This is a genomic window from Streptococcus sp. SGI.013, from assembly GCF_050315295.1.
GTDB lineage: Bacteria > Bacillota > Bacilli > Lactobacillales > Streptococcaceae > Streptococcus > Streptococcus porcorum.
This window is the reverse complement of sequence record NZ_JBNPOS010000007.1, coordinates 1-12,663: the sequence shown is the minus strand read 5'-3', so window position 1 is coordinate 12,663 and position 12,663 is coordinate 1. Positions and strand designations below refer to the sequence as shown.

The following is a 12,663-nucleotide window of genomic DNA, read 5'->3' as shown; positions in this document are numbered from 1 at the left end:
ATGAATATTATTGATTTATTTTCCAAGGATAAAAAAATTCAAGCTTGGCAAAAAGGGTTTGCACAAAACGAGCGCCACTTAGTGATGGGCTTATCAGGAAGTAGTCGTGCTCTAGCGATTGCTTCTGCCTTTCAAAAAAATGGCGGTAAGATTGTTGTTGTTTTATCGAGCCAAAATGAAGCAGAGCAGTTGTTGGCAAATTTATCTGCGGTCTTGGATGACATCTTTTTGTATGATTTTTTTGCCGATGATATGGCAGCAGCTGAATTTATTTTTTCTTCATTTGATAAAAGTCAGTCCCGTTTACGCGCATTGGATTTTTTACTTGGAGATAAAGATGGAATTTTGGTGACCAGTTTTGTTGGGATGCGAGTATTACTGCCTTCCCCTGAAACTTATTCTACCTACCATTTACAACTACAAGTAGGTGAAGAAAAAGATTTAGAGAAACTGACTAAATTTTTATTGCGAAATGGCTATAGTTCGGTCAAACAAGTTCTTAGTCCAGGAGAGTTTAGCAGACGAGGGGATATTTTAGATATTTATGAACTCTCAAAAGATCAAGCTTATCGGATTGAATTTTTTGGTGATGAGATTGACGGTATTCGGACTTTTGATATTTCCTCTCAAAAGTCTCTTGAAAGTTTAGACAGCATTTCTCTCTCGCCTATTGACCCACAGGTCTTAACGGAGGCTGATTGGCAGCGTGGTTTAGAGTTTTTAAATCAGGCTATTCAGACGGCAAATAGTGAGCAGGAGCTTTATTTAAGGGAGCTTATTTCAACATTAGAGGCTGGTTATCGGCATAAGGATTTAGGACGGTTTTTATCTGTTTTTTATGAAAAAGAATGGACTTTATTGGATTACTTACCTAAAGGGAGTTGTTTAGTCTTTGATGATTTTCAAAAACTGGTGGATAAACAAGCTAAATTTGAGCTTGAAGTGGCTAATCTTTTAACGGAAGATTTACAACAAGGAAAAGCAGTCTCTCGTCTTTCTTATTTTGCAAATCCTTATCACAATTGGCGTTCCTATCAGCCAGCCACTTTCTTTTCAACTTTCCATAAGGGCTTGGGGAATTTAAAATTTGATGCGGTACACCACCTGACACAGTATGCCATGCAGGAATTTTTTAACCAAATCCCTTTGTTAGTTGATGAAGCGAAGAGATACAAAAAAAATGGCTCTACAGTTTTGTTTCAGGTGGATTCTGAGCAGTCTTTGGAACGGTTGAAAAAGCTGTTTGAAGAGTACGGATTTGAAGTTTTGATCACACAGGCAGATCAACTTCAAGAAGGTCAAATTCAGCTTTTTGTTGGTCACCTGTCAAATGGGTTTCATTTTGCCGACGGGCGTCTTGTCTTGATTACTGAAAAGGAGATTTTTCACCGTAAAGTCAAGCGTAAGCTTCGTCGCCAATCTATCAGTAATGCAGAGCGCTTGAAAGATTACAATGAGCTTTCTAAAGGGGATTATGTAGTCCATCAAGTGCATGGTATTGGGCAATTTTTAGGGATTGAGACACTTGAAGTTTCAGGAATTCATCGTGATTATGTAACCATTCAATATCAAAACTCTGATCGCATTTCTCTGCCTGTTGAGCAGATTGAAACTCTTTCTCGCTATGTAGCAAGTGATGGTAAAGTACCTAAGGTTAATAAGCTAAATGATGGACGTTTCCAAAAAACAAAGCAAAAAGTAGCTAAACAGGTTGAGGATATTGCAGATGATCTGCTTAAACTTTATGCTGAGCGTCACCAACAAAAAGGTTTTGCTTTTTCACAAGACGATGAAGAGCAAGAGCGTTTTGATCAGGATTTTGCCTTTGTGGAAACTGATGACCAAATCCGCAGTATAGCAGAAATCAAAAAAGATATGGAAAAAGCTCGTCCAATGGACCGTCTCTTGGTAGGAGATGTTGGGTTTGGTAAGACTGAGGTGGCGATGCGAGCTGCGTTTAAGGCGGTTAATGATGGTAAGCAGGTAGCTGTTTTGGTCCCTACAACAGTTCTTGCTCAACAGCATTATGAAAACTTTAAAAAACGATTTGAAGATTACGCTGTTGAAGTTGATGTCATGAGTCGTTTTAAGACAAAAAAGGAACAAGATGAGACGCTTGAAAAAACTAAAAAAGGGCGTGTAGATATTCTTATTGGGACACATCGTTTATTGTCAAAAGATGTTGTTTTTGCTGATTTGGGTTTAATTATTATTGACGAGGAGCAGCGCTTTGGTGTTAAACATAAGGAGCGTCTAAAAGAGTTAAAAACGAAGGTTGATGTGTTGACATTGACTGCAACACCTATTCCTCGTACCTTACATATGTCGATGTTAGGGATTCGTGACTTATCTGTTATTGAAACTCCTCCTACCAATCGTTATCCCGTTCAGACTTATGTTCTAGAGACGAATCTTGGGATGGTGAGAGAAGCTGTTTTACGTGAGATGGAGCGTGGGGGGCAAGTCTTTTATGTTTATAATAAGGTGGAGACCATTGAGCAAAAGGTGGCAGAATTAAAGGATCTGCTACCTGAGGCAGAGATTGGCTTTGTTCATGGCCAAATGGGAGAAATTCAGCTAGAAAATACCCTATTGGATTTTATCAATGGTGTGTATGACGTCTTGGTGGCAACAACTATTATTGAGACGGGAGTCGATATTTCCAATGTGAATACTCTCTTTATTGAAGATGCTGATCACATGGGCTTATCGACTTTGTATCAGCTGAGAGGACGTGTTGGACGGAGCAATCGGATTGCTTATGCTTATTTGATGTATCGTCCAGACAAGGTACTAACAGAAGTTTCTGAAAAACGCTTGGAAGCTATTAAAGGGTTTACAGAGCTTGGCAGTGGTTTTAAAATTGCTATGAGGGACTTGTCTATTCGTGGTGCGGGTAATATCTTAGGGAGTGCTCAAAGTGGCTTTATTGATTCCGTTGGTTTTGAAATGTATTCACAATTGCTAGAAGAGGCTATTGCTAAAAAACAAGGGAAATCTCAGGTTCGCCAAAAAGGGAATGCAGAGTTGTTATTACAAATTGATGCTTATATTCCAAGAGAATATGTGGATGATGAACGTCAAAAAATTGAAATTTATAAACGTATTCGCTCCATTGAGACACGCCAAGATTATGAAGAGTTGCAAGATGAGTTAATAGATCGCTTTGGAGAGTACCCAGATCAAGTGGCCTATTTAATTGAAATCGGTCTTGTTAAGGCTTATCTGGATCAAGTTTTTGTTGAGATGGTGGAGAAAAAAGAAGGACAGTTATATGTTCGATTTGAAAAACGTTCGCAGACAATCTTTTTAACTCAAGACTATTTTGAGGCTTTATCAGCGACAGATTTGAAAGCTCGTATTAGTGAACATCAAGGAAAAATTGAGGTAATCTTTGATATCAGACGTCAAAAAGATTATGAGATTTTAGAGGAATTAGTCAAGTTTGGAGAAAAATTTGGAGAAATTAAAGCAAGAAAAGCACAGTTCAGTGAAGATAAAAGCTAGTTTATTTATTGTTATAAGCGGTCTCATCTCTAAGGTACTTGCAGCCTTATACCGTATTCCTTATCAAAATTTAGTTGGCGATCGTGGTTTCTATGCTTATCAACAACTTTATCCTATTTTAGCGATTATTTCGACCTTAGGATTAGTTGGGCTTCCGAATTTAGTCTCAAGTTTATACCATAGTCGAAAAAAAATAAGTTTATCTAGTTTCTTTTTCGTAGAAATTCTCTTTTCTGTTCTGGCTAGTCTCCTTTTTTTCGGTATGGGACCTTTTTTGGCTAAGCTGATGGAAGCTCCTTCTCTAGCTTTGGCTCTCCAGTTGATTGGGATAAACTGGCTTTTTCTTCCCTTTATTTCTTTTTACCGTGGCTTAGCTCAAGCACAACAAGAGATGAGGTTAACAGCTGTTAGTCAGGTATTAGAGCAATTTGTTCGAGTTTGTGTGATTATCTTATCGGCTATTTTTTACCTTACTAAAGGGCTTGATATCTATCAAACAGCTACTCTAGCTTCTTTAGGAAATAGTTTAGCTAGCTTGGTGGTACTAGGTTATTTACTTGCGGTAAGTCCGTATAAATTAAGGGATTATTTTGGGCAATGGAATTGGGATTGGTCCTTTTTAGGAACTTTAGGCTTGGAAAGTTTTAATTTCCTTCTTTTTTCAATTTATCTCTTATTATTTCAATTAGTTGATGCTTTTAGTGTGAAAAGTGCATTGAAAAATTCAGGTCTCTCAGCTTTAGATGCTGAGACAGTTAAAGGGATTTATGATCGTGGACAGCCTTTAATTCAGTTTGGATTGGTTTTTGCCACAGCTTTATTCACCTCGCAACTCCCTCGTCTGACAAAGACTTATCAAAAAGATAAAAAACGATACGTTAAAGAAAGTCAGTCATTCTATGATGTGATCGTTTACTTGAGTTTGACCCTAACCTGTGGCTTTTTGAGCCTTTTAACTCCAATAAATCAAGTCCTTTTTGAAGATCATTTAGGTGACAAAGCTCTAGCAATCTATACCAGCTTAATATTCTGGACCAGTTTGTTACAATTTTTCCACCAGAAGTATTTCATTGAGGGGAGAAGCCGTCAGGCCATTTGGTATTTAGTGATGGGCTTAGCATTGAAAATAGGACTCACTTATCCTCTCACCTACTTATTAGGACCAGTAGGAGCTTCCTTAGCAACGATTTTACCGTTTATTATTCTTTTATTTTTATTTTTGAAAAAAGCAGAGCTTAGTCAGGATTGGCATTATAACTACAAATTTTGGTTAGGCTTAGTCATGATGGTACTTGTGGTAAAAATGTCTAATCAGTTATTACCTAGTGAAAATCGTTTTGGTCTATTATTGAATGTTATGATATCAGGGCTGGGTGGAGCAAGTTTTTTCTTGTATTATTGTAAAGCTTGGCAGGTTTTTGAAGAGGACTTATGGGCTTTTCTACCAATTTCAAAAAAAAAGTGATAAAATATGAAAAAGAATTTGAGGTGACGAGATGAGATTAGATAAATATTTAAAAGTATCGCGTATCATAAAACGTCGTCCTGTCGCTAAAGAAGTAGCAGACAAAGGACGTATTAAGGTGAACGGGGTGTTAGCAAAAAGCTCTACAGATTTAAAAGTCAACGATGAAGTTGAAATCCGTTTTGGCAATAAACTTTTGACTGTACGAGTCTTAGAAATGAAAGATAGCACTAAAAAAGAAGATGCTTTAAAAATGTACGATATCATTAGTGAAACAAGGATTGAAGCAGATGAAGAAGCCTAGTGTTGTTCAGTTAAATAATGACTATATTAACGATGAAAATACCAGACAGCGTTTTGAGGAAGAGGAAACACGACAAAAAAATCGTTTTATGGGGTGGGTTTTGATTTGTGTCATCCTACTTTTCATTCTTCCGATTTTTAATTTGGTTCAGAATTATAGTGCATTGCAAAAAAAAGAAGCTGAAATCACAAAATTGCAGACAGAATTTAAACAGTTGAAAAACGAAAGTAAAGTCAAGCAAGATTTTGCTAAAAAACTTAGTGATGAAGACTATGTTGCTAAATATGCGCGTGCCAAATACTATTTTTCAAAGACAGGAGAAACAATTTATCCCGAACCGGATTTATTACCGAAGTAATATGGAAAATTTACTAGAAAAAGTAACCTTATTTTTATCCTACTCAGACGATAAGTTAGAAGAGTTAAAACAAAAAAATCAAGCTCTACATTTAGAAGAGTCTGATATTGAGCGACAACAATGAGTTGGGTAGCCATTGTTTTATCACTATACTTTAGTGTGTGGCCTTTTGTAGGGGATACTAGTTCAAAAAAGAATACTTTTACCCTAGAAGAAATGATGCCCTTGGTGAAAAGTTTAGAAAATCCATTTTTTTCTTTTGACAAAATTCCTGCTAAACCTATCAGCACTCACTTAATAGTGACTTATAAAGATCAGGACCTGACACAGGAAAAAGGCTATCTCCCTTCAAAAACAGTTTTGGATATAGTGATGTTGACTTATAATCAAAATGCGCAACCGATTTTTAAACTGTCAGATGGGAGTTATATCCTAGCTAGTAAACTAAATATTGTAGATAGCTCTTCGTTGCTAGCAGAGGAAACTCCAGAAGTTTACTGGGTTAAAGCAGATGCAAGTTATTATGAAGCCCCTTATACAACTGGTGTGAAGAAACGATCTGGGATTGATAAAGCTTATCAGAAGGTTTCCATTACTGAAAAAGTCCAAACTCAATATGGTATTTATGCAAAAATAAGTGATAAAGTATGGGTACCAATAACAGATTTAAGCCAAACTGATCATCGGATGGAGGCAGTACAACTCCTTTTAAATAAAAAGTACAATCAGTCTAATCTTTCGATCTATGTCAAGCAACTTCAGACAGATGAGGTGGCAGAGATAAATGCTGATAAAAAAATGTATTCAGCTAGCATCAGTAAGCTTCCTATCTTATACTATACCCAAAGACAAATTACTAATGGGGAGTTACAGCCCACACAGCAATATCAGTATATTGATGCCGTTAATACTTTTTCATCTGCTTATAAACCTGAAGGAAGCACAGTCCTCCCTCATACTGCTAATAATCAAGATTATAGTATTGATGATTTGGAAAAAGCTGTGGCACAAGAGTCTGATAATGTTGCCAGTAATATGCTAGCTTATTATGTAACCCAGCAGTTTGATTCTACTTATACTAAAGTAATTGCTGCTGTCGCAGGGGAAACTTGGGATATGTCAAAACGAGAAGTATCTGCTAAGATGGCCGGTAAGATGATGGAAGCTCTTTATTATCAAGATGGCAAGATTATGGATTATTTGTCTCATACTGAGTTTGATAACCAGCGTATTGCAAAGGATATTTCAGATCGTGTGGCCCATAAGATTGGAGATGCTTATGATTATAAACACGATGTTGCAGTCGTTTATAGTGATTCTCCCTTTGTCTTATCCATTTTTACGAATGAATCTTCGTATGATGAGATAACACGTATTGCAAATGATATTTATAATATATTAAAATGATAGATAAAAAAGTTTTAAAAGAAGTTCAAGAGAAAAAAGAATTTAACCATCATGATAAGGTTTTAATTGCCTTATCAGGTGGGATAGATTCAATGAATCTCTTGGATTTTTTATATCGTTATAGAGATGATTTAGAGATTCGTTTAGGCTTGGCACATTTCAATCATAAACAACGACCAGAATCAGACAGAGAAGAAATTGAATTGTCACAGCTAGCAAAAGAGTTAGGTTTACCCTTTTATACAGCTCACTTTGAAGGGAGATTTTCAGAAAGTCAGGCTAGAGATCAGCGGTATCAATTTTTTAAGCAAATTATGGAAACTGAAGGTTATACAGCCTTAGTGACGGCTCATCATCAGGATGATCAAGCAGAAACTGTTTTTATGCGTATTTTACGGGGGAGTCGTCTGAGACATTTAAAAGGTATGAAGCGGGTTCAGCCATTTGCAAATGGTGAACTCATCAGACCCTTTTTATCGATCTCAAAATCAGAACTAGCTAACTTACCTCATTTTTATGACAGCAGTAATGCCACTTTGGACTATTTAAGAAATCGCATTCGAAATCTTTATCTACCAACACTTGAGAAAGAAAATCCTAAATTGAAACAGCAATTACTCAATCTTTCCCATGAAGTTAGTTTATTGACTGAAGCGTTAGATTCCTTATTAGCTAGTCATACGATAGAGGAGATAGAATGGTTCCAAAAACAAACCTACCCTATCCAGTATTACCTTTTTCAAACTTATCTAGAGGCTATTCCAGACTTGCAGTTAACGAAAGCACAATTTTATGATTTACTGACTATGCTACGAAGTGATAAGAATTATTATCTCCCCATCAAGCAAGATTACTACTTCATCAAAAATTATAGTCACTTCGAAATAAAAAAAATCAGTCCACAGACCGATAGCATCAAACTTCCAGTTTTGTTAGACTATAAAAATAGTGTTCAGATTGGTTCTTATCTTTATTCTTACGGGCTCCCGCTATCGCAAGTGGATAGTGTGATTTTACTGCCTTCTACAACACCAATTTTTATTAGGGAGAGAAAGGCAGGTGACAAAATTTTGCAAGGAGGAGTGTCCAAAAAGGTCAGACGATTGTTTATTGATGATAAGGTTGCTTTGGAAGATAGACAAAGGGCTCTTTTTTTAGAGCAAGATCATGAGCTGATGGCTATCTTGTTACCCGATAAAACTTATTTGAGAAAAGCAAGCAAAGATGATATAATGAAGGGTAAATTATATATTCAAAAATTAGAAAATTGGTGAACAGTATGCTAGAACAAGATATCAAAAAGGTTCTATATTCAGAAGAGGACATTATTGCAAAGACCAAAGAATTAGGTCAAAAACTAACAGAAGATTATGCTGGAAAAAATCCACTTCTTGTAGGGGTTTTAAAAGGGTCTGTACCTTTTATGGCAGAGTTGATGAAACATATCGATGCGCATGTTGAAATTGACTTTATGGTGGTATCTAGTTATCACGGAGGGACAACAAGTAGTGGAGAGGTTAAGATCTTAAAGGATGTTGATACCAATGTTGAAGGACGTGATGTTGTCTTCATTGAAGATATTATTGATACCGGACGTACATTGAAATATCTTCGTGATATGTTTAAATATCGCCAAGCTAAATCAGTGAAAATTGCTACCTTATTTGACAAGCCGGAAGGTCGTGTTGTAGAAATTGATGCAGATTATGTTTGTTATGACGTTCCAAACGAGTTTATTGTAGGATTCGGTTTGGATTATGCAGAAAACTATCGTAACCTTCCTTATGTCGGTGTACTTAAAGAAGAGGTTTACAAAAAATAAAAGTAAGGAAACGTAGTCATTAATATGAAAAATAATAAAAATAATGGCTTTGTCAAAAATTCATTCCTCTATATTGTTGTGATTATTTCTGTTATTACAGCATTTCAGTATTATTTTAGAGGAAGTAGTGTACAAAGTCAGAGAATCAGTTATTCAACTCTAGTCAAAGAGTTGAAAGCAGGTGATATCAAATCACTCACCTATCAACCTAATGGCAGTATTATAGAAGTTAGTGGGGAGTATAAAGAAGCTAGAACAGTCTCCAGCTCCAGTGATATCAAACTTTTTAGTACAAGCGATACTAAAGTAAAAAACTTTACGACGGTTGTTTTACCAAGTGATTCTTCCATCAAAAAGATTGAAGACTTAGCTGAGAGCAGCAGTGCTAAGGTAACTGTTAAACAAGAAAGTTCTAATCGCGCTTGGATTTCCTTTTTAGCTAGTTTTGTTCCTATGATTGTTGTCATGTTCCTCCTTATCATGATGATGAATCAAGGGGGTGGCGGTGCACGTGGTGCTATGAGCTTTGGACGAAATAAAGCTCGCGCAGCCAATAAGGGAGATGTTAAGGTCCGTTTCTCTGATGTAGCAGGTGCCGAGGAAGAAAAACAAGAACTGGTAGAGGTTGTTGACTTTTTACGCGATCCTAAAAAATATAAAGCTCTAGGTGCACGTATTCCAGCAGGTGTCCTTTTAGAAGGCCCTCCAGGAACAGGTAAAACTTTACTTGCTAAAGCAGTTGCAGGTGAAGCAGGCGTTCCTTTCTTTAGTATCTCTGGTTCAGACTTTGTTGAGATGTTCGTAGGGGTTGGAGCTAGTCGCGTGCGTTCACTTTTTGAAGATGCCAAAAAAGCAGAGCGTGCTATTATCTTTATCGATGAGATTGATGCTGTCGGTCGTCGTCGTGGTGCCGGTATGGGAGGCGGAAACGATGAGCGTGAACAAACTCTAAACCAACTCCTTATCGAGATGGACGGTTTTGAAGGCAATGAAAGTATCATTGTTATTGCTGCGACAAACCGCTCAGATGTTTTAGATCCAGCCCTTCTTCGTCCGGGACGTTTTGACCGTAAAGTCTTAGTTGGTCGTCCAGATGTTAAGGGACGTGAAGCTATTTTACGCGTGCATGCTAAGAATAAACCGTTAGCTGATGATGTGAATCTAAAAGTTGTGGCACAACAAACACCAGGTTTTGTTGGAGCTGATCTTGAGAATGTCTTAAACGAAGCGGCATTAGTTGCAGCGCGTCGTAATAAAAAAGTTATTGATGCCAGTGATATTGATGAGGCAGAAGATCGCGTGATTGCTGGCCCTTCTAAGAAAGATAAGACAATTTCGGAACGAGAACGTCAAATTGTTGCCTATCATGAAGCAGGACATACCATTGTTGGACTTGTACTATCTAATGCCCGTGAAGTTCATAAAGTGACGATTGTACCACGTGGTCGTGCAGGTGGCTACATGATTGCACTTCCTAAGGAAGATCAAAATCTTCTTTCAAAAGATGATATGAAAGAGCAATTGGCAGGCCTTATGGGAGGACGAGTTGCTGAGGAGATTATCTTTAATGTTCAGACAACAGGTGCTTCAAATGACTTTGAGCAAGCAACGCAGATGGCGCGTGCTATGGTGACAGAGTATGGTATGAGTGAGAAACTGGGACCAGTTCAATATGAAGGTAATCATTCAGTCTTTACTGGACAAGTTTCACCAGAAAAATCTTATTCTGCTCAGACTGCACTCCTTATTGATGAGGAAGTCCGTGATCTTTTAAATGAAGCACGTAATAAAGCAGCAGATATCATTAATAATAATCGCGAGACTCATAAATTAATTGCAGAAGCCCTTCTTGAGCATGAGACACTAGATGCAGCTCAAATCAAATCTATCTATGAAACAGGAAAAATGCCAGAACAAACAGAAGATGATGCAGAAGAAGCACATGCTTTATCTTATGATGAAATTAAAGAAAAGATGACAGAAAGCAATTCTGAAAATGATTAACATTTAAAATATTTGGCATATTAGACAAACCGTAGTCATTGCGGTTTGTCTCTTTTTATTTTTATTCAATATAATTTACAAGATTATGTAGCTGTGATAGAATAGATTGTTACCATAATGTAGGAGATAAGAAAATTGAATATTTTTAGAAAAAAAAATCCAGGTCGCGATAAGACAGAGATGATAAGACATCTTCGTGTTTACGACTTGATTTTTCTTGGTTTAGGCTCAATGGTAGGAACAGGGATTTTCACCATAACAGGTATTGGTGCCGCAACTTATGCTGGTCCAGCGTTAACTGTTTCTATTATTATTTCTGCGATTGCTGTTGGAATTTCTGCTTTGTTTTATGCAGAATTTGCCTCACGTATACCGGCAAATGGAGGAGCATATAGCTATATTTATGCAACTTTAGGTGAATTTCCGGCTTGGCTTGCTGGATGGCTGATTATCATGGAATTTTTGACAGCTGTTTCTGGAGTTGCAGCTGGGTGGGGAGGTTACTTTAAAGGACTTCTTGCTAATTATAATATTGTTCTACCCACAGCTTTAAATGGGACTTTTAATCCAAGTAAAGGACAGTATATTGACTTGCTTCCGGTTTTAGTCATTATTTTGGTCACTGGACTCGTCCTTTTGAACTCAAAGAGTGTCTTACGCTTTAATAGTGCATTGGTTATTCTGAAGTTCTCTGCCCTTGCAGTATTTATCATAGGTGGTATATTTTTTATTAAACCAGACAATTGGTCTGATTTTGCTCCTTTTGGTTTCGGTCAAATTTATGGAGGAAAAACAGGTATTATGGCTGGGGCTTCACTGATGTTTTTTGCTTTTTTAGGTTTTGAATCCATTTCAATGGCAGTTGATGAAGTGAAGGAACCACAAAAAAATGTCCCAAGAGGTATTGTTTTATCCTTGTCAATTGTTACGGTCTTATATATCTTAGTGACTCTTATCCTAACAGGGATTGTCCATTATACTAAACTCAATGTTGCAGACGCTGTTGCTTTTGCTTTACGTAACGCTGGCTTAGATTGGGCAGCTAATTATGTTTCTATGGTTGCTATTCTTACTCTAGTTACAGTATGTATTTCAATGACTTATGCATTGACTAGAACAGTTTACTCTATTAGTAGAGATGGCTTACTTCCAAAAAGTCTAAGTCAGGTTACTCGTCACAGTAAAGTTCCTAAAAATGCGACATTGCTTGTTGGAGTTGCGACATTAATTTGTGCAGGGGTCTTTCCATTAGCCAGTATTGCAGAATTTTTAAATATTTGTACTTTAGCCTATCTTATTATGTTAGCCATAGCTATTATAAAGTTGAGAAAAGATCAAGGGGAGCCTCTAGCAGGACAATTTAGAACACCTTTTGTTCCAGTTCTACCGATCCTATCAATTATAATTTGTCTTTCATTAATGAGTCAGTATCAAACTTTAACATGGATTGCTTTTATTGTTACAGTGCTTATTAGTATAGTAATCTACTTTGTTTACGGATATAGGAATTCAGCAGTAAAAAATACCTAGATATAATTCAACTATACTGTTTGCTAGATAAAAAAACAACACACGAGAAGATCCGACGGTCTTCTCTTTTTTGATGTTTAAATCAAATGCCCTTAAGTTGTTGTCGTCTTCTTTTTCTTCTTTTCCTAAATTCAATAGAGGTATAAAAAAATGAAAAAAAGTGTTGACAATCCATCAAGTACCATGCTATACTAATATAGTTGTCGCGAGAGAGTGACAAAGACCTTTGAAAACTGAATAAGACGAACCAAACGTGCAGGGTTACG

At 36.8% G+C, this 12,663-nt stretch carries 10 protein-coding genes; all 10 read left to right on the top strand.

Annotated elements, in window-relative coordinates:
- The 10 genes from mfd to ACQRDX_RS02915 all read left to right on the top strand — a co-directional run bounded on the left by mfd (nucleotide 1) and on the right by ACQRDX_RS02915 (nucleotide 12,397).
- The gene (mfd, locus tag ACQRDX_RS02960; protein ID WP_427894127.1) at nucleotides 1-3,507 is read left to right on the top strand and encodes a transcription-repair coupling factor; all 3,507 of its coding nucleotides are present in this window, start codon (nucleotides 1-3) and stop codon (nucleotides 3,505-3,507) included.
- Nucleotides 3,458-4,972 (top strand): oligosaccharide flippase family protein, encoded by a 1,515-nt coding sequence (locus ACQRDX_RS02955; protein WP_427894125.1) that lies wholly within the window; start codon nucleotides 3,458-3,460, stop codon nucleotides 4,970-4,972. Before mfd ends, ACQRDX_RS02955 begins: the two co-directional genes overlap by 50 nt.
- A 31-nt stretch (nucleotides 4,973-5,003) precedes the next feature.
- The gene (locus ACQRDX_RS02950; RefSeq protein ID WP_427894123.1) at nucleotides 5,004-5,276 is read left to right on the top strand and encodes an RNA-binding S4 domain-containing protein; all 273 of its coding nucleotides are present in this window, start codon (nucleotides 5,004-5,006) and stop codon (nucleotides 5,274-5,276) included.
- Entirely contained in the window at nucleotides 5,263-5,634 is a 372-nt protein-coding gene (locus tag ACQRDX_RS02945) for an FtsB family cell division protein (RefSeq protein WP_354367089.1), read from the top strand. The genes ACQRDX_RS02950 and ACQRDX_RS02945 overlap by 14 nt, the downstream gene beginning before the upstream one ends.
- A gap of 1 nt (nucleotide 5,635) precedes the next feature.
- Nucleotides 5,636-5,758 (top strand): SP_0009 family protein, encoded by a 123-nt coding sequence (locus ACQRDX_RS02940; RefSeq protein ID WP_354367088.1) that lies wholly within the window; start codon nucleotides 5,636-5,638, stop codon nucleotides 5,756-5,758.
- Between the two features lie 95 nt (nucleotides 5,759-5,853).
- Nucleotides 5,854-7,041: a serine hydrolase gene (locus ACQRDX_RS02935; RefSeq protein ID WP_427894120.1), complete on the top strand. Its 1,188-nt coding sequence runs from the start codon at nucleotides 5,854-5,856 to the stop codon at nucleotides 7,039-7,041.
- On the top strand, nucleotides 7,038-8,315 hold the full coding sequence (gene tilS / locus ACQRDX_RS02930) for a tRNA lysidine(34) synthetase TilS (protein ID WP_427894118.1): 1,278 nt from the start codon (nucleotides 7,038-7,040) through the stop codon (nucleotides 8,313-8,315). Before ACQRDX_RS02935 ends, tilS begins: the two co-directional genes overlap by 4 nt.
- A 5-nt stretch (nucleotides 8,316-8,320) precedes the next feature.
- A complete protein-coding gene (gene hpt, locus ACQRDX_RS02925; protein ID WP_427894116.1) occupies nucleotides 8,321-8,863 on the top strand; it encodes a hypoxanthine phosphoribosyltransferase in 543 nt (180 codons plus the stop codon).
- Nucleotides 8,864-8,887: 24 nt separating this feature from the next.
- Nucleotides 8,888-10,867 (top strand): ATP-dependent zinc metalloprotease FtsH, encoded by a 1,980-nt coding sequence (gene ftsH, locus ACQRDX_RS02920; RefSeq protein WP_427894114.1) that lies wholly within the window; start codon nucleotides 8,888-8,890, stop codon nucleotides 10,865-10,867.
- Between the two features lie 135 nt (nucleotides 10,868-11,002).
- Complete coding sequence (locus ACQRDX_RS02915) at nucleotides 11,003-12,397, top strand: amino acid permease (protein ID WP_427894112.1); 1,395 nt, start codon at nucleotides 11,003-11,005, stop codon at nucleotides 12,395-12,397.
- Nucleotides 12,398-12,663: the final 266 nt, after the last annotated feature.

Excerpts from the sequence above, each read along its gene's own strand:
- ACQRDX_RS02950 (WP_427894123.1), top strand. The coding sequence starts at position 5,004 with ATGAGATTAGATAAATATTTAAAAGTATCGCGTATCATAAAACGTCGT.
- ACQRDX_RS02945 (WP_354367089.1), top strand. The coding sequence starts at position 5,263 with ATGAAGAAGCCTAGTGTTGTTCAGTTAAATAATGACTATATTAACGAT.
- ftsH (WP_427894114.1), top strand. The coding sequence starts at position 8,888 with ATGAAAAATAATAAAAATAATGGCTTTGTCAAAAATTCATTCCTCTAT.
- ACQRDX_RS02940 (WP_354367088.1), top strand. The coding sequence starts at position 5,636 with ATGGAAAATTTACTAGAAAAAGTAACCTTATTTTTATCCTACTCAGAC.
- mfd (WP_427894127.1), top strand. The coding sequence starts at position 1 with ATGAATATTATTGATTTATTTTCCAAGGATAAAAAAATTCAAGCTTGG.
- ACQRDX_RS02935 (WP_427894120.1), top strand. The coding sequence starts at position 5,854 with ATGCCCTTGGTGAAAAGTTTAGAAAATCCATTTTTTTCTTTTGACAAA.
- tilS (WP_427894118.1), top strand. The coding sequence starts at position 7,038 with ATGATAGATAAAAAAGTTTTAAAAGAAGTTCAAGAGAAAAAAGAATTT.
- hpt (WP_427894116.1), top strand. The coding sequence starts at position 8,321 with ATGCTAGAACAAGATATCAAAAAGGTTCTATATTCAGAAGAGGACATT.